This is a genomic window from Flavobacterium sp. (assembly GCF_043722275.1).
Classification (GTDB): domain Bacteria; phylum Bacteroidota; class Bacteroidia; order Flavobacteriales; family Flavobacteriaceae; genus Flavobacterium.
Genome location: NZ_JAYSPC010000127.1, coordinates 23,428 through 40,194 on the forward strand (window position 1 = coordinate 23,428; position 16,767 = coordinate 40,194).

14 protein-coding genes are annotated in these 16,767 nt (G+C 33.8%); 11 read left to right on the top strand and 3 right to left on the bottom strand.

The annotated features are described in order from the left end of the window. Nucleotides 1-850 precede the first annotated feature (850 nt). From ACHZDT_RS15595 to ACHZDT_RS15630, 8 genes are all read left to right on the top strand, one after another. Nucleotides 851-1,078: a CDGSH iron-sulfur domain-containing protein gene (locus ACHZDT_RS15595; protein ID WP_089048491.1), complete on the top strand. Its 228-nt coding sequence runs from the start codon at nt 851-853 to the stop codon at nt 1,076-1,078. Nucleotides 1,079-1,221: 143 nt separating this feature from the next. Continuing rightward, on the top strand, nt 1,222-2,352 hold the full coding sequence (locus ACHZDT_RS15600; protein WP_394775547.1) for a DUF664 domain-containing protein: 1,131 nt from the start codon (nt 1,222-1,224) through the stop codon (nt 2,350-2,352). A gap of 101 nt (nt 2,353-2,453) precedes the next feature. Next, complete coding sequence (locus ACHZDT_RS15605; protein WP_394775548.1) at nt 2,454-3,167, top strand: 3'-5' exonuclease; 714 nt, start codon at nt 2,454-2,456, stop codon at nt 3,165-3,167. Between the two features lie 82 nt (nt 3,168-3,249). Next, nucleotides 3,250-4,323, top strand: a complete 1,074-nt coding sequence (locus tag ACHZDT_RS15610) for a winged helix DNA-binding domain-containing protein (RefSeq protein ID WP_394775549.1) — start codon at nt 3,250-3,252, stop codon at nt 4,321-4,323. A 315-nt stretch (nt 4,324-4,638) separates the two neighbouring features. Continuing rightward, nucleotides 4,639-6,078, top strand: coding sequence for a nucleoside recognition domain-containing protein (locus ACHZDT_RS15615; RefSeq protein WP_394775550.1), 1,440 nt, complete (start codon nt 4,639-4,641; stop codon nt 6,076-6,078). 395 nt (nt 6,079-6,473) lie between these two features. After that, nucleotides 6,474-6,935 (top strand): IS200/IS605 family transposase, encoded by a 462-nt coding sequence (gene tnpA / locus ACHZDT_RS15620; RefSeq protein WP_394775551.1) that lies wholly within the window; start codon nt 6,474-6,476, stop codon nt 6,933-6,935. Between the two features lie 202 nt (nt 6,936-7,137). Next, complete coding sequence (locus tag ACHZDT_RS15625; RefSeq protein ID WP_394775552.1) at nt 7,138-7,866, top strand: hypothetical protein; 729 nt, start codon at nt 7,138-7,140, stop codon at nt 7,864-7,866. A gap of 73 nt (nt 7,867-7,939) precedes the next feature. After that, nucleotides 7,940-9,544, top strand: a complete 1,605-nt coding sequence (locus ACHZDT_RS15630) for a fumarate hydratase (protein WP_394775553.1) — start codon at nt 7,940-7,942, stop codon at nt 9,542-9,544. 188 nt (nt 9,545-9,732) lie between these two features. On the opposite strand, the gene ACHZDT_RS15635 is transcribed toward ACHZDT_RS15630, so the two are convergent. Both ACHZDT_RS15635 and dinB read right to left on the bottom strand, forming a co-directional pair. Continuing rightward, the gene (locus tag ACHZDT_RS15635; RefSeq protein WP_394775554.1) at nt 9,733-10,233 is read right to left on the bottom strand and encodes a PAS domain-containing protein; all 501 of its coding nucleotides are present in this window, start codon (nt 10,231-10,233) and stop codon (nt 9,733-9,735) included. A gap of 96 nt (nt 10,234-10,329) precedes the next feature. After that, on the bottom strand, nt 10,330-11,412 hold the full coding sequence (gene dinB, locus ACHZDT_RS15640; RefSeq protein ID WP_394775555.1) for a DNA polymerase IV: 1,083 nt from the start codon (nt 11,410-11,412) through the stop codon (nt 10,330-10,332). Between the two features lie 250 nt (nt 11,413-11,662). Here dinB and ACHZDT_RS15645 point away from each other — a divergent pair, with 250 nt between their 5' ends. Together ACHZDT_RS15645 and ACHZDT_RS15650 are read left to right on the top strand one after the other, a co-directional pair. Next, entirely contained in the window at nt 11,663-12,397 is a 735-nt protein-coding gene (locus ACHZDT_RS15645) for a metallophosphoesterase family protein (RefSeq protein ID WP_394775556.1), read from the top strand. 50 nt (nt 12,398-12,447) lie between these two features. Continuing rightward, nucleotides 12,448-12,975, top strand: a complete 528-nt coding sequence (locus ACHZDT_RS15650; protein ID WP_394775557.1) for a DUF6646 family protein — start codon at nt 12,448-12,450, stop codon at nt 12,973-12,975. Nucleotides 12,976-13,174: 199 nt separating this feature from the next. Here ACHZDT_RS15650 and ACHZDT_RS15655 read toward each other — a convergent pair whose 3' ends face one another. Beyond that, the gene (locus ACHZDT_RS15655; RefSeq protein WP_394775558.1) at nt 13,175-14,062 is read right to left on the bottom strand and encodes an S-adenosyl-l-methionine hydroxide adenosyltransferase family protein; all 888 of its coding nucleotides are present in this window, start codon (nt 14,060-14,062) and stop codon (nt 13,175-13,177) included. A 212-nt stretch (nt 14,063-14,274) separates the two neighbouring features. Between ACHZDT_RS15655 and ACHZDT_RS15660 the strand changes: the two genes are divergently transcribed. After that, on the top strand, nt 14,275-16,767 hold a 2,493-nt coding region (locus ACHZDT_RS15660), incomplete at its 3' end, for a TonB-dependent receptor domain-containing protein (RefSeq protein WP_394775559.1).

Below are 16,767 nucleotides of genomic sequence, written 5' to 3' on the forward strand. Positions count from 1 at the left end.
TTTCCATGCATATAATAAACTGGACTGAAGTCCAGCCCTACAATATGTTCCGAACCTAAGGTTCTCTTTAAAAGTTCGGGACGAACGATTTGTTTTGTAGGTCTCGACTTCAGTCCAGTCTCCTGAAGCCCAGCCCTACAATATGTTCCAAACCTAAGGTTCTCTTTAAAAGTTCCGGACGAACGATTTGTTTTGTAGGGCTGGACTTAGTGCAGTCTCCTGAAGCCCATCCCTACAATATGTTCCAAACATAAGGTTCTCTTTAAAAGTTCCGGACGAACGATTTATTTTGTAGGGCTGGACTTAGTGCAGTCTCCTGAAGTCCAGCCCTACAATATGTTCCGAACCTAAGGTTCTTTTTAAAAGTTCCGGACGAACGATTTGTTTTGTAGGTCTCGACTTCAGTGCAGTCTTCCTGAAGCCCATCCCTACAATATGTTCCGAACCCAGATTCTCTGTAAAAAGTTCAGGAGGAACGATTTATTTTGTAGGGCTGGACTTCAGTCCAGTCTCCTGAAATCCAGCCCTACAATATGTTCCGAACCTAGATTCTCTGTAAAAAGTTCAGGAGGAACGATTTATTTTGTAGGGCTGGACTTCAGTCCAGTCTCAGTGTTTAGAGTGCCAATCTTTGCGGTGCTTTTCCTGAAGCCTCGGGACGCTCAGCTTGACAAAATATAAAAAACTTCTGCAAATCTCTGTGCATTTCCTCTGAGTAACTTTGTAGAATAATTCTAAAATAGATTGTGGCAAACCCTCATAAAATAGAACCAGTTTAAACTAGCATTCTAATTAAAATCTTCAAAATATATTTTGCAACCTTTGCCCTGAAAAAAACAAAGACAATTTTATGAGCAAGACAAAATTAATCATCAATAAAAACGGATCTATCAAGATAGAAGGTGACTTCGAGATCATGGATTCTGAAGGAACAGTTTATGGACTACAAGGAAGAGCTGCATTAGGACTTTGCCGTTGCGGCTTATCTGCAAACAAACCATTCTGTGATGGCGGACACCGTAATAACTTCGAACACGATTCAATCGCATTTGATTTACCACCAATGAAAACAAGCTAAGAAAATCTTATTTTTTGGTTTATGATATAAAAGCTGCATTGTGCAGCTTTTTTTATTGCCTTTTTATATAAATTTCAATAGAATATTAAGTTATTTCCTTAAAAAAGTATATTATATTTACGAAAAAATTTAAAACCTAAAGAATGAAAAAGATAGCTTTTCTCCTATTGCTTTTAAGTCTTGTTTCGGCAAAGGCTCAAACTCAAAGAATTATTTCCAGCCAATGGATGGCTTTTCGTCAAACAATAGATATTCAAACTCCGGTAAAGAAAAAATTTAGAGTAATTGCTTCGGCAAAAGTTGAGTCTAACGACCCAGGAGCCTGGTCAGGAGTGTTTGCAAGAGTTTTTAATAAAAATGATGAAGAAGGATTTGCAGATAATATGCACGACAGACCAATAAAATCAAAAGAATGGCAATCTTATACTATCGAAGGAACGATTGATGAGAATAGTAAAACATTAGTTTTTGGAGGAGTTTGTGAACTAAACGGAAAGTTTTATTTTGATAAATTTCAATTGTTTATCGAAAATGCAAAAGGTGTTTTTGAACCCGTAACAATTTTAAATTCAAGTTTTGAAACCCCTTCAACCAATACAGATATTCCAAAATGGAGTTTAGGCAATGCTAAACAAAAAAATGTTAAGGTTAAGGAATTTAAGATTTCTTCAGATAAATCAAGCGTAGATGGAAAATATTCGTTATTACTTGAAGGAAGCGGTATAATAATAAAAGAAACTGGAAAAATAGGAAACGTTGAAGGCGCTTCACCAAAAATTGCCGACATGATTTCGATGCTTGAAGATCTTAAAGATCGTGTTGAATTCGCGGTCAAGAATATGAATCAATATGAAATTGATTATTTGCATGATGAAAAAGCCAACCGAATTGGAGCACTCGTAATGCATTTGGCTGCAGCCGAAAAATACTATCAGGTTTTTACTTTTGAAAACAGAGAATTTAACGAAGAAGAAAAGAAAAAATGGGAAACTGCCTTGAATCTCGATCAGGGAGCCCGCGACGAATTTAAAGGGCATGATATTCAATATTATTTGGATATTTACAATGAAGTGAGAGCAAAAACGATTTCGGAATTAAAAAAAAGAGATGATGCCTGGTTTGTCGAAGTTCAAATGAAATATGACATCAGTAATCAATATTGCTGGTTTCATGTTATGGAACATCAGTCAAGTCATTTAGGGCAGATTTTGTTTTTACAGAAAAGAATTCCGCCAGAACAAATGAAAACTTTACCACAGGAAATTAAAAAGTAAGAATACAATTAAAATTATAGCTTTATATTTACAAAATACTAAATTTAGAGTAATCCTTTAACACAAATCAATTCGTATAATTTGTGTTTAAACATATAATAATGATTGAAAAAATAAACCTCAACAATATTTTATTTCTTGATATAGAAACCGTTCCTGAAGAAGAAAATTTTAATTCGCTTGACGCGGAAATGCAAATACTCTGGGATCTTAAAACGCAATACCAGCGAAAAGAAGATTTTTCGCCGGAAGAATTTTACGAACGTGCCGGAATTTGGGCAGAATTTGGTAAAATTATTTGCATTTCGGTTGGATATTTTACAATCAAAGGCGATATTCGGAATTTTCGTGTGACTTCGTTTTTTGGTGATGAAAAAAAGATTCTTAAGGATTTTAATAATCTGCTAAGCAATCATTTTAGTAAACCACAACATTTGTTGTGCGGACATAACGCAAAGGAATTCGACATTCCGTTTATCGCCCGACGCATGATTATAAATCAAATCGCAATTCCTGATAAACTAAATTTATTTGGTAAAAAACCTTGGGAAATTCCACATTTAGATACTTTAGAATTATGGAAGTTTGGTGATTATAAACATTTCACTTCCTTAAAGCTATTGACCAAGATTCTCGGCGTTCCATCGCCAAAAGGCGATATCGACGGAAGTCAGGTTGGACATGTTTATTATGTCGAGAAAGATATTGATAGAATTGTTACTTATTGTGAAAAAGATACAATTGCCGTAGCTCAGGTTTTTCTGCGTTTACGCCGTGAAGATTTATTGATTGATGATGAAATTATTCATGTTTAAAAAGGTGTAAAGGTACAGAGTTACTAAGTCTCAAAGCTAAAATGAATTTAAATAACTTATATGGCTAAACCAATTTTTAGAAATGACACATCAGGAAATATCGCATCACAGACTTGTTTCGCAAAAACTATATAAAAAAACTAAAAGTTCACCACAAGAAATTGTGCGTCATTTTGGTGCAATGCAGGCTCAGGATTATGCAATGGCAAAATGGGCGATTGGTTCTCGATGTGATGCTTCTGAGGTAGCCATTGAAGAAGCAATAAATTCGGCACAAATTATCAGAACACATATTCTTAGACCAACCTGGCATTTTGTTTCCGCTGACGATATTTATTGGATGTTGGATTTATCATCACCACAAGTTAAAAGATTTACAAATTCGGCGGCCAAAAAATATGGTTATGACGATAAAAAGTTAGATCAGATTAATTTAGCTATCGAAAAAATGCTAGCAGGAAATAATCATATGACGCGTGATGAAATCATGCAGGAACTGAACATCAAAAAAAGTTCAAGTCAGGAGTTTTTGCCTGGAACTATAATTATGAATGCTGAATTAGACGGTTTGGTTTGTAACGGAAAAATGAAAGGCAAACAAATAACTTATGCTTTACTTGAAGAAAGAGTTTTGAAACCTATAACCAAATTAACAAAAGAAGAAGCACTAGCAAAATTAGCCAAGCGTTACTTCGAAAGCCACGGTCCTGCTACGCTTCTTGACTTTTCGTGGTGGTCTGGTTTCCCGCGTACAACTTGCAAGATTGCGCTTAATGCATTAGAGTTGCAATTGAATTTTGTTGAAACTGAAGGTCAGACGTATTGGTTTGGAAATCAAATTTCTGATGAAAACCATTTCCGCGAAAGCGTACATTTTCTTCCTGCTTTTGATGAAATTCTGATTTCTTATAAAACCCGTGAAGTTTCAATTTTGTTAGAACATCAATCTAAAGCTTTTACTAATAATGGAATCTTCAAACCAATTATTATGGAAAATGGAAAAGTTATCGGAACCTGGAAACGAACCATTAAAAAAGATCACGCAAAAATAGAAACACAATTTTTTAATGAAACCGAATCTTCGAAAAAAGAAATTTTATTTGAAGGTATTAAAGCTTTTGAAAACTATCTGGAAATGAAAATTGTTATTGAATAAATGTCTGTTTTGCGAATATTTATACCGCTCCGATAGAGCTTTTAAAAATAACACATAAATATTGCTATAAATATAACGCCCCTCCAGGGCTTACGAAACTCCGTTAGGAGTGAAATATTTATAGAATAAGAATCAGCGATTAGATTTTTAAGCTCCATCGGAGCGATATATTAAAACTGGATTATTACTAATCCAAAATCGACACCATCTAATTTGATGGCTAAAATATAATTCTAATCAAATACTTCTCGTTTCAACAACAAAATCGTTATGCATTTTATCTCTAAATAATTACATTTACAAAAAAATAGCATTATGGTATTAAGTAGATTTTGGTTAACGATTTTTATTTCTTCGATTGTCTTTATTGTGGTCAGTTTATTTACTGCCAATACTTATACTATTGATTCTGTTATAAATGGAAAGAAGGACGATCCTATTTTGGTTTCTGAAAAATACATCGATGAACTTCCCGCTTTCATAAAAGACAGCATAAAAAAGGCACCAGATCAAAGTATGATTATCAATCGTGACACTCTTAACTCTGATACTACATATGTTTATAAAAATAAAACTGTAAAGATTTTCAGCGGTCTTCAAAAATCTGATGGTTTATTACCAACTTGTAAAAGCACTTTGGTAGATTTAATCTTGCCACTTATTGCTTATCTGGCTTTCTTTTGCGGATTAATGGAACTTTTAATTATTTCCGGAGCATCTGGAAAATTAGCTAAAGTATTGAGTCCGGTATTTGTAAAGGTTTTCCCGAGTATTCCTGAAAATCATCCTTCGATATCTTATATGACTTTAAACTTTGCCGCCAATTTTCTGGGATTAGATTCGGCTGCAACACCATTTGGACTTAAAGCCATGGAAAGTTTACAGGAAATAAATCCGGATAAAGACAGAGCAAGTGATGCTCAAATCATGTTTATGTGTCTTCACGCTTCTGGTTTAACATTAATTGCAACTTCGATTATTGGATATCGCGCTGCTGCAAATGCTACTAATCCTGCTGATGTTATGCTTCCTTGTATCATCACGTCTTTCATTGGCACAATTGCAGCTTTTTTAATTGTGGGAATTAAACAAAAAATCAATTTTAAAAGTGCTTCTCTTCTTATCGTCTTAATGGGTTTAATCGCCGCCATTGTTGGGCTTTTGATGTATGTAAATCATTTGGATATCATTGGGAAAAATTATTTCACCTCTAATCTTTCGGGATTAATATTGATTGGAATTATTGCCTTTACATTGATTTTTTCCTTTAAAAACGAAAAGAAATTCACTGAGGCGAATACTACAGTTTTCGACACTTTTGTAGTTGGAGCAAATAATGGCGTTAAAACCGGAGTTACTATTTTTCCTTATGTATTGGGAATGTTGGTTGCAATTTCTCTATTCAGAAACAGTGGTTTATTCGAAATTATCAGTGACGGAATCGCATTTGTTTTTTCGAATATGGGAGTAAATAAAGAAATTACCAATGCATTACCAGTAGCAATGCTTCGTCCTTTTAGTTCTGCGGGATCTCGTGGTTTTTTAATTGATTCAATGAATACATTTGGAGCAGATTCGCTAACCGCAAGATTGAGCAGTATTTTTCAATGCAGTGCCGAAAGTACTTTTTATGTTATTGCTGTTTATTTTGGATCTATTAATATCAAAAATACCCGTTACGCTTTAGGCACAATGCTTTTGGTGGATCTTATTTGTGTTATTACGGCGATTTTTGTGGCTACGTGGTTTTTTTAAAACATTCGGGAAAACCAATTTAATTACCAATCCTATAAACTGGACTGAAGTCCAGCCCTACAATATTGTTCGAGCCGATGGCTCTTTTTGTAGAGTTCCGGAGAAATAATTTATTTTGTAGGGCTGGACTTTTCATTTCAGAATTACAATATAGGTCGAGCCGATTGCTATTTTTGTAGAGTTCCGGAGGAACGATTTATTTTGTAGGGCTGGACTTCATTTCAGAATTACAATATGGGCCGAGCCGATTACTCTCTTTATAGAGTTCCAGAGGAACGATTTATTTTGTAGGGCTGGACTTTAGTCCAGTTTAAAAGCGAATAATAATTTTAATTATTTGTAAGAATATTTTGTAATATTGTGGTTGTCTAAAATCATAAACAATACAGAACAAAATGTCAAATACATATCATCAGGTTTACATTCAGGCGGTTTTCGCAGTAAAATATAGGGAAGCACTTATTACTAGTGAATGTAAATCACAAATTTTGGGTGTTATAGGAAATCTAATAAATGAAACGGGTTGCAAAACAATAATTGTAAATGGAACTGAAGATCATGTTCATTGCTTTTTAGGTTTAAAACCTACTGTTTCTATTTCGGAATTAATGAAAAGTATAAAAGGAAAATCATCGAGATTTATTAATGAACATCAATTAACACAATATAAATTTGAGTGGCAGGAAGGATATGGCGTTTTTTCATACAGTCAATCTCATATCGATGCTGTTTATAAATACATCGCCAATCAGGAAGAACATCATAAAAAGCAAAATTTCAAAGATGAATATTCGTCCTTTTTAAATAAATTCAATGTCAAATTGGATGAAAGACATGTTTTTAAAAATTTAATTTAATTCGATAAAATCACAATACCTTTAAACGGGATTAAAATCCCGTCCTATAATATGCTTCAAGCCTATGTTCTTTTTTTAGAAGTTCCGAAGGAACAGATTATTTTGTAGAGCTGGACTTCAGTCCAGTCAACAGAAACAATTATATTGTAATCCCGGATTTAATCCGATTTAAAATATACAAACAACACATAAATACCACACAATGAAATTACAAGCCCTTTTTATCTTATTCGTTTTAATTGGTTGCCAAAAACCAAAACCAGAAAACCAAATTACAGTTAAAATTGCTGCACCTAAAACAGAAGAAATTGCTGCAAAACAAGAAAGCTTTCTAAAAACAGACACAATTTCTATTTCAGAAGATGTTGAAACATATAAAAGTAATTATGTTCTGTCACATCTTTTAAATCAAAAAGCGGATAAAGACAGTGTTGTTACTGCAAATTACAGACTGGATTTTTATGAAAATAAAATCAAAACTGCTTCTACAAAAATTACTATCAAAGGAATCGAAAAAGGATCAGAATGGGGTATTATATATGGATTGAATACAGAAACTGAAAAAAATTCTCCCTTTATTCAAATACGCTATGGATATCCTGCATGCGGTTATATGCAAAGCAACTATTTGTATTATTTAAAAAACAACGATGTACAACTTGTTCATGAGTGGTACACAATGTCTGACAGTGGTTGGGGAAATTGGCTTGAGTTTGGAAATCCAACATCAAAAGCAAATCCTGAATCGTTTTATTGTAAAACAGTTTCGTTTGAACCTGATGATAATGACGAGAATATGGGAACAGTTAAACATTCTGATTCTGTTGTTTTTCGCTTAAGCGGAAATCGTTGGAAAAGTCAATTACTTTCGGCAAAAGACAAGACTTATTTTGAGAAAAGAATGTCTTTTGATGAGTTTCATAAACAATAGTAAACGCTATAAACATCGCTTATTCAAATTCTTTCTTAGGTAAATAATTTCTAACTTTGTCAAAAACAAAGCAATGATTGATTTTATATACCAAGACCCTTATCCTATTTTAAAGGATGATACGCAGTACCGCAAAATTACTTCTGATTTTGTAAAAGTGGAACAATTTGGAGAACGTGAAATTTTAACCGTTGATCCAAAAGGTTTAGAATTATTAGCAGAAGAAGCCTTAACAGATGTTTCGTTCATGTTAAGAACAACACACTTGCAAAAATTAAGAAAGATTCTTGACGATCCTGAAGCTACAGATAATGATCGTTTTGTAGCTTACAATTTATTACAAAATGCTTCGGTCGCTGCCGAAGGTCAGTTACCAAGCTGTCAGGATACAGGAACAGCGATTGTAATGGCAAAAAAAGGCGAAAGCATCTTTACTGGTGTTGATGATGCTGAATGGTTAAGCAAAGGAATTTTTAATACGTACCAAAAACGTAATTTACGTTATTCACAGATTGTCCCGATTTCGATGTTTGAAGAAAAGAACTCAGGTTCTAATCTTCCGGCGCAAATTGATATTTATGCTAAAAAAGGAACTTCTTACGAGTTTTTATTTATGGCAAAAGGCGGCGGATCTGCTAATAAAACATACTTATATCAGCAAACAAAATCATTATTGAACGAAAAATCAATGGATGCTTTTGTTCGCGCAAAAATAAAAGATTTAGGAACTTCGGCTTGCCCGCCTTATCATTTGGCTTTAGTAATTGGAGGAACTTCTGCGGAAGCGAATTTAAGCGCTGTTAAAAAAGCATCTGCAGGATATTATGACCATTTGCCTACTTCGGGAAATATGTCTGGTCAGGCTTTTCGTGATATTGAATGGGAAGAAAAAGTTCAGAAAATTTGTCAGGAAAGTGCAATTGGTGCTCAGTTTGGCGGAAAATATTTCACACATGACGTTCGTGTCATTCGTTTACCTCGTCACGCGGCTTCTTGCCCCGTTGGGTTAGGGGTTTCTTGTTCTGCTGATAGAAATATCAAAGGAAAAATCACGAAAGACGGAATCTTTGTTGAACAATTAGAAGTAAATCCAAAGCAATTTTTACCTGAAACAGCTCCGCATTTAGAAGCTCCGGTTGAAATTGATTTGAATATGCCAATGGCTGATATTTTAGCTAAATTGACTCAATATCCAATTAAAACACGTTTGAAATTAAACGGAACCGTAATTGTGGCTCGTGATATCGCACATGCCAAAATCATGGAAATGTTGGAATCCGGAAAACCAATGCCGGAATATTTCAAAAATCATCCTGTTTATTACGCCGGACCTGCAAAAACTCCTGAAGGAATGGCTTCTGGAAGTTTTGGACCGACAACTGCAGGACGTATGGATGTTTATGTTGATGAATTTCAAAAACATGGTGGCAGTATGATTATGCTTGCAAAAGGAAACCGTACCAAACAAGTTACTGACGCTTGCAACAAATATGGTGGATTCTATTTGGGTTCTATTGGTGGACCAGCGGCAATTTTAGCACAGGATAATATCCTGAAAGTTGAAGTGGTTGATTTTGAAGAGTTAGGAATGGAAGCGGTTCGTAAAATTACCGTTAAGGATTTTCCTGCTTTTATCATTACGGATGATAAAGGAAATGATTTTTTTGAGAATTTATAATTTAAGTTGATAAGGAACTAAGTTACTGAGTTGCTAAGTTTTTTAGTATTACGAAAAAAGCTTAGTCAAAATTTAAACTTTGACTAAGCTACATAAATAACAAAAACCGCCAATTGGCGGTTTTTATATTTCTTATTATATAATCTTCTTTGTGTCTTTGTGGCAAAAAAAGTCTTTGCGGTTAAATTCTAAGCGCTTAAAACTTCTTTTTCAAAGGCTATGAAATGCGTTAATTTGCCTTTTAAGTTAAAAACCGGAGCGCCATTAATTTTGCATTGATATGTTCGGCCGTCTTTTCTATAGTTTTGGATTGTTTTTTCAAAGGGAATCTGCAATTTGATTGCTTCTCTTATTTCTTTTAAATCAGATTTGCAAGTTATTGGTCCCTGGAACATTTTTGGCGTTTTCCCCAAAACTTCTTCTTCTTTATAGCCCGTCATTCGTCTGATTCCGTTTGAGGCAAAAACAATCTTTAAATCGAGATCTGTTACTACAACAACCTCTTCTTTAATACGTTGTTCAATATCCAGATTTTCTTCATTCCATGTAAACTGACTTGAAATTTTATTTACTTTTTTCAAATCGTTGAAAATATTTTTCAGTTCATTTAAATATTCGTAATGAAAATCCCATGCTAAAATAGGAACTGAATTACGATGTGATACTTCATCAGAATTAGTTTTTTTCATCTTAAATAATTTAATGATATAATCTTTTACTCAAAGATAAAACGAAAATCACGAATTAACTTACGATTATCCTGATTTAACTAATGTTGAAGCATTTTAAAAAGCAAATTTTAGCTGAACAATCACGGCTTTTTTTTCTTCGGTATTTAAATTATTAAGTGAAATTCCAAGTAATCTGACGGAATCTTTCATTCGTTCCTGATACAATAATTCTTCTACTGTTTCGAGAATCAGGCTTTTATCTGAAATAAAATAAGGCAAAGTTTTACTTCGTGTTTGTTGGGTAAAATCGCTGTATTTAATTTTAAGTGTAACGGTTTTTCCCGAAATTTTATGTTTTTTTAATCGTCTTTCAAGGGTTGTTGCGATGATATCGAGTTGTTCGAGCATAAAAATTTCAGATGTTAAATTGACATCAAAGGTGTTTTCTGCTGCTACAGATTTAGTGATGCGATGTGATTTTACTTCGCTATTATGAATGCCACGAACTACATTGTAATAAAAAGCGCCGGATTTCCCGAAATGTTTCTCCAGAAATTCTATTGACTTACTTTTAAGATCAACTCCGGTGAAAATTCCTAATTGATACATTTTTTCTGTTGTCACTTTCCCAACTCCGTAAAACTTTCTGATTGGCAATTCTTCTAAAAAAGCTTCAACTTCGTCAGGATTTACCGTTTTTTGTCCGTTTGGCTTATTGATATCGCTGGCAATTTTTGCTACAAATTTGTTTACCGAAATTCCTGCGGAAGCCGAAATTCCAACTTCATTTAAAATTCGCAACCTAATTTCCTGCGCCAATAAACTGGCACTTGGATTTCCTTTTTTATTCTGTGTTACATCAAGATATGCTTCGTCAAGCGAAAGTGGCTCAACCATATCTGTATAATCGTGAAAGATTTGATGAATTTTAGTCGAAATCTCTTTGTACCGATCAAAACGCGGACGTACAAAAATAATTTCCGGACAATATTTCTTGGCAAGAACTCCACTAATTGCACTTCTTACTCCAAATTTACGAGCTTCATAACTTGCCGCCGAAACTACTCCTCTATTCTCTGAACCACCTACAGCAATAGGTTTTCCGCGTAAAGCAGGATTGTCCATTTGCTCTACTGAGGCATAAAAAGCATCCATATCAACATGGATAATTTTTCGATATGTAGGCGTTTCAGACATGCTACAAATTTAAAGAGGAAAGTACTAATATGAAATGAAAATAATCATAAAAAATTCTTTTGAATAATTTCGATTTTTTAGCTTTTCTGTAAGATTTTCAAAACTTTACATATTATTTTCGTACAACCGAACACTTAAAATATTTTGAAAATCCTGCAGGAATTCAAACCTATTGCTAAAGATTCTCAACTTAATTGTTTCAAACAAATCATTTTCTTTATTTTTGTACTTCTACTCGAAATAAAATAAAATGCGAACATTTGTTATAGGCGACATACACGGCGGACTGCTCGCTCTTGAGCAAGTAATGCAAAAAGCTGAAGTTACTACTGAAGATACTCTTATATTTTTAGGCGATTATGTTGATGGATGGAGCCAGTCTCCCCAAGTAATTGACTATTTGATAAACTTGAAAAGCAAGCAAAAGTGCATTTGTATCAGAGGAAATCATGACGAATTGTTGTTGTCGTGGTTCAAAACCAAAACCGAAGAGATTGACGAAGAAATGTGGTTCAAACACGGCGGAGAAGCAACTGTTCAGGCTTATAAAAAAGTAAGTGAAGAAAAAATACAAGCTCATATTGATTTTTTAGAATCGCTGAAAGATTATTATCTTGACGATGAAAATCGTTTGTTTGTTCATGCCGGTTTCACCAATTTAAATGGTGTAATTTGGGAATATTTTCCGAAATTATTTTACTGGGACAGAACACTTTGGGAATCTGCACTTGCTTTAGATCCAAAACTTAAACCGGATGATTTATATTATCCTAAACGTTTTACTATCTACAAGGAAATTTTCATTGGTCATACTCCGGTAACCAAAATTGGAAAAACTGTTCCTGTTCAAAAAGCCTGCGTCTGGAATGTAGATACCGGCGCTGCCTTTAAAGGTTCTTTAACGATTATGAATGTCGATACTAAGGAATTCTGGCAAAGTGATCCGTTAAACGAATTGTATTCTGACGAAAAAGGTAGGAATTAATCTATAAAAAAGTTATTTTTGCATTATAATTATAATTAATATTTAAGTTTATGAAAAAGGTTATTACATTTTTGTTTTTAGTATCATTTGGATTTACACAAGCTCAACAAGCTTATAAAGGAAAGGGAGATGTTAAAGTTAATGTTGGAGCTAATCTTCAGGATGGCGGTTCAGGAATTCAGGGTTCTGTTGATTTTGGTTTAGGCGAAAATTTCTCTTTTGGTTTTGTTGCTAATTACTTATTAGGTGTTGATAATTTCAATGGTATTTATCATAATAATCCAACTCCGTATACTGATTACAAACCTGATTTTGGTGACCGTTTTGATGCAAAAGCAAGAATTAATGCTAATTTAAGCAGCGTTATTGGTGTGGAGCAATTAGATGTTTATCCGGGTTTAAGCTTGGGATTACATAATTTTGGCGGTCATGTTGGTGGTCGCTATTTCTTTACGGAAGGATTTGGTGTTTTCACAGAAATTGGTTTTCCTATTGCTAAATATGGTAATAATGATGGTGTGTTTGATCATTTAAACAATCAGGCTACTTTTAGTTTAGGAGCTTCTTTTAATTTGTAAGCATTACTTATAATCATAAAAAAGGCATTCATCGAGAGGTGAATGCCTTTTTGTTTTAAGATAATCTTGAAAATTAAGCTGTTATTTTTAGCGAAGTTGAAGGCTTGCCAATTGCAACGGAACTTCGACTTCGCTCAGCCTGACAACAAAAAAACCGCTCATTTTGAGCGGTTTTGTTTTATAAGATAATAGTTAGGAATTATTTGCTTAACAAAATAGTCCAATCTGCTCCGCTGTAAATTTTATGTTTTTCTGAAAAACTGCCTTGGTTTATTGCTAATGAAAAGTTCAAAAGGCTGTTGAAATAACAAACATCTGTTCCTATTGCAACTTCCCCGAAGGTATTTACCAATTTTAGTTTTCCTTCGTATGCTTTTTTAGTGCCGTTAAAGATTTGGATTTTAACCAAATCTCCTGCTTTCAGGTTTAAATTAGCGAATATTTTTTTGTCAATATTAGTCCAGACATTTCCGTATTGAATATCTAAAATTGGAATTCCGCCTTTGATGATTCCTTTTTCGAAAACAGCTTTTTGATATTCTATTTTTACTATTTCATTTGGTAATTTTGGTCCAACTTGTTCAAACGAAATTGTTTTAGATGCTAAACGAGCTCCTGTAAATGCATATACATCACGACCGTGGAATGTATAAGATTCGTTTGAATTCTGACGACGATTTTTAACTTCATCAATTTCACGAATTTCCTGAATTCCTAATTGTTCTGCAATAAGAGTTAATGTTCCGTTATCCGGAGTTACAAAATAATGACCTGATTTTGTCAATAAAACTACTGAATGTCTTGATGTGCCTACTCCAGGATCGCAAACTGACACAAATACAGTTCCTGCAGGATAATATTGTGCTGTTTGAGACAAACGATAAGCCGCTTCCCAAATATTAAAAGCGGGGATTTCGTGAGTTACATCAAATATTTTAATATCGGTTGAAACTCCCATTGCAACTCCTTTCATCGCAGATACTGCTCCATCTTTCAAACCAAAATCTGATTGAAAAACTAATACATTATTTTGTGCAAAACCATTGAATGTGATTGCACACAAAAAAAGTAATAAACGTAATTTCATTTTTTCTCTTTTTAAATTTTTAGCAAAGATATTTCATTAAACTTAAAAATTGACATGATAAACTTAGAAATAATACAATTTTATAAATCGATTTTAGTTATTTACAATTACATTTGCATTTTATTCTTTAGTCTATATAAATAGTAGGTAATTAACTTTCCATTTCTTCTATTTGAATAATTATTATCATACACAAAACCAAAACTTACCAAATGAAAAAAAAATTAAAAATTGTCATAACAGCAATTCTTACTTTGTCGAGTACTTTGTTTTTTGCACAAAATCAAGAAATAAAGGGAACAATTACAAATGAAAACGGAAATCCTTTAGAATTTGCTTCCGTTTTAATTAAAGGAACTCAAAATAATGTTACAAGTGATGCTTTAGGGAAATTTACACTAACATCATCATCAAATAATCCAACTCTTATTGTATCGCTATTTGGCTATCAAACCAAGGAAGTCACGGCAAAAGATCATTTTGTAGACATACAATTAGCTTTAGAAAATAATAGTCTTGACGAAATTGTGGTCGTAGGGAGCAGAAATCCTAACAAAAGTAAACTTGAAACGGCTGTTCCTGTTGATGTGGTGAATTTGGCTAAAATCAGAAATACAACTCCGCAAACTACTACAAACGATATTTTGACGTATTTGATTCCGTCATTTAATTCAAACAGACAATCATCTGCGGATGGAACTGAACATATTGATCCTGCTTCGTTAAGAGGTTTAGGCCCAGATCAGGTTTTGGTTTTGATTAACGGAAAAAGAAGACATACAACATCATTAGTAAATTATCAAAATACGGTTGGAAACGGTTCTGTAGGAACTGATTTAAGTGCGATTCCGGCTTCGGCAATTAAGCGAATTGAAGTTTTACGTGATGGTGCGGCAGCTCAATATGGTTCTGATGCGATTGCCGGCGTAATCAATTTGGTTTTAAAAGATAATACCGGTTTAGAGGTAAATGCCACTTATGGTTCAACTTCACGAAATGATGGTCTAACTACGAACGTGAATTTGAATTATGGAACAAAAATTGGCAATAAAGGTGGTTTCATCAATTTAACAGCTGAACTTAACGACCGCCAGAAAACGAATCGTTCTCAAAATAACAATCTGATTATTTTTGATCAATCGGCAGATGGTAATTTCTTTGCTTATGATTTTGCTGATAATCCGGCGCAATCACGCCAGATTGATGATAATTTATTGGCTCAAAACGGATTAAAACGTGATGATTTTAACTTTCAGATTGGTGATGCAAAAATCCAGAATCTTCAGGGTTTTTTCAATGCTTCAATTCCGTTAAACGACCAAATTGAGTTTTATGCTTCTGGCGGAGTAAGTCACAGAGAAGGAACTGGTTATGGTTTCAGACGTTTACCAAGTGAAACTGAAAGTGTTGTCGCTTCTATTTTCCCTTTTGGATTTCAACCTGAATTGAATTCTGTTGTAACAGATCTTTCTTCTTCGGTTGGTTTTAAATTTAAATTTGGAGAATGGAAATTGGATCTGAGCAATACCATCGGTGAAAACAAATTTGTTTACGATGTTTCGAATACGAACAATGTTTCATTAGGAGATAATAGTCCGACTGATTTTAAAGCCGGAAATCACTCTTTCTTGCAAAATACTGTCAATGCTGATGTTACGAGATTATATAAAAATATTTTTAATGGTTTGAATGTTGCTTTTGGTGGTGAATATCGTTTTGAAAAATACAAAATTGTTCCTGGTGAAGAGGATTCTTATATTGATGGCGGCGCACAATCATTTCCGGGATTTTCTCCTTTGAATGCTGTAAATGAGAATAGAAACAGCGCTGGCGTTTACGGGGATGTTGAAGCGGATGTAACTGAAAAATTATTGATTGGAATCGCCGGCCGTTATGAAAATTTCACTGATTTTGGAAATACAATTAATGGAAAATTATCTGCACGATATAAAATTCTGGACAATCTTTTTGTTCGTGGAGCGATTAGTTCGGGTTTCAGGGCGCCTTCATTGCACCAACAATATTTCAATAATATCGCAACAGATGTTGTTGATGGACAAATTCTGAATTCGGGTATTTTTAGAAATGATAGTGATGTGGCGAAACAACTCGGAATTCCGAAATTAAAAGAGGAAACTTCAAGAAATTACAGCTTTGGAATTGTTTATTCTCCAACCAAAAAATTACACATTACGGCTGATTACTATCATATTAGAATTGACAATAGAATTATCCTTACGGGAAATTTAGGAAATGATGCTTACGGAGAACCAGTTCCGGAACTTCGCGATTTGTTTGCGCAATATGGTGCTCAAACAGGACGTTTTTTCACTAATGCCATCAACACAACAACAAACGGACTTGATGTTGTAATTGATTATGATATGAATATTGGTGAAGGAAAATTGAACCTTTCGTTATTGTACAATTACAACGATAATAAGGTTGATGATAAGTTGAATAACATTCCTGCTTTATTTGTAGGTCAGGAAGATGTGTATTACGGACCTCAGGAAAGAAGTTTGATCGAAACGAATACGCCAAAACATAAAGGTACTTTTGCAATCAATTACAGTTTATCAAAATGGAATTTTTTATTAAGAAATACTTATTTTGGAGAAGTAATTCGTGATGGCTTTCCTTTTGGAGGCATCCAGAAACATAACGGAAAAGTGGTCACAGATTTAACTGTTGCATACAAAATA

Excerpts from the sequence above, each read along its gene's own strand:
- ACHZDT_RS15645 (WP_394775556.1), top strand. The coding sequence starts at position 11,663 with ATGCGAACATTTGTTATAGGCGACATACACGGCGGACTGCTCGCTCTT.
- ACHZDT_RS15625 (WP_394775552.1), top strand. The coding sequence starts at position 7,138 with ATGAAATTACAAGCCCTTTTTATCTTATTCGTTTTAATTGGTTGCCAA.
- ACHZDT_RS15605 (WP_394775548.1), top strand. The coding sequence starts at position 2,454 with ATGATTGAAAAAATAAACCTCAACAATATTTTATTTCTTGATATAGAA.
- ACHZDT_RS15610 (WP_394775549.1), top strand. The coding sequence starts at position 3,250 with ATGACACATCAGGAAATATCGCATCACAGACTTGTTTCGCAAAAACTA.
- ACHZDT_RS15595 (WP_089048491.1), top strand. The coding sequence starts at position 851 with ATGAGCAAGACAAAATTAATCATCAATAAAAACGGATCTATCAAGATA.
- tnpA (WP_394775551.1), top strand. The coding sequence starts at position 6,474 with ATGTCAAATACATATCATCAGGTTTACATTCAGGCGGTTTTCGCAGTA.
- ACHZDT_RS15650 (WP_394775557.1), top strand. The coding sequence starts at position 12,448 with ATGAAAAAGGTTATTACATTTTTGTTTTTAGTATCATTTGGATTTACA.
- ACHZDT_RS15600 (WP_394775547.1), top strand. The coding sequence starts at position 1,222 with ATGAAAAAGATAGCTTTTCTCCTATTGCTTTTAAGTCTTGTTTCGGCA.
- ACHZDT_RS15630 (WP_394775553.1), top strand. The coding sequence starts at position 7,940 with ATGATTGATTTTATATACCAAGACCCTTATCCTATTTTAAAGGATGAT.
- ACHZDT_RS15615 (WP_394775550.1), top strand. The coding sequence starts at position 4,639 with ATGGTATTAAGTAGATTTTGGTTAACGATTTTTATTTCTTCGATTGTC.
- dinB (WP_394775555.1), bottom strand. The coding sequence starts at position 11,412 with ATGTCTGAAACGCCTACATATCGAAAAATTATCCATGTTGATATGGAT.
- ACHZDT_RS15655 (WP_394775558.1), bottom strand. The coding sequence starts at position 14,062 with ATGAAATTACGTTTATTACTTTTTTTGTGTGCAATCACATTCAATGGT.
- ACHZDT_RS15635 (WP_394775554.1), bottom strand. The coding sequence starts at position 10,233 with ATGAAAAAAACTAATTCTGATGAAGTATCACATCGTAATTCAGTTCCT.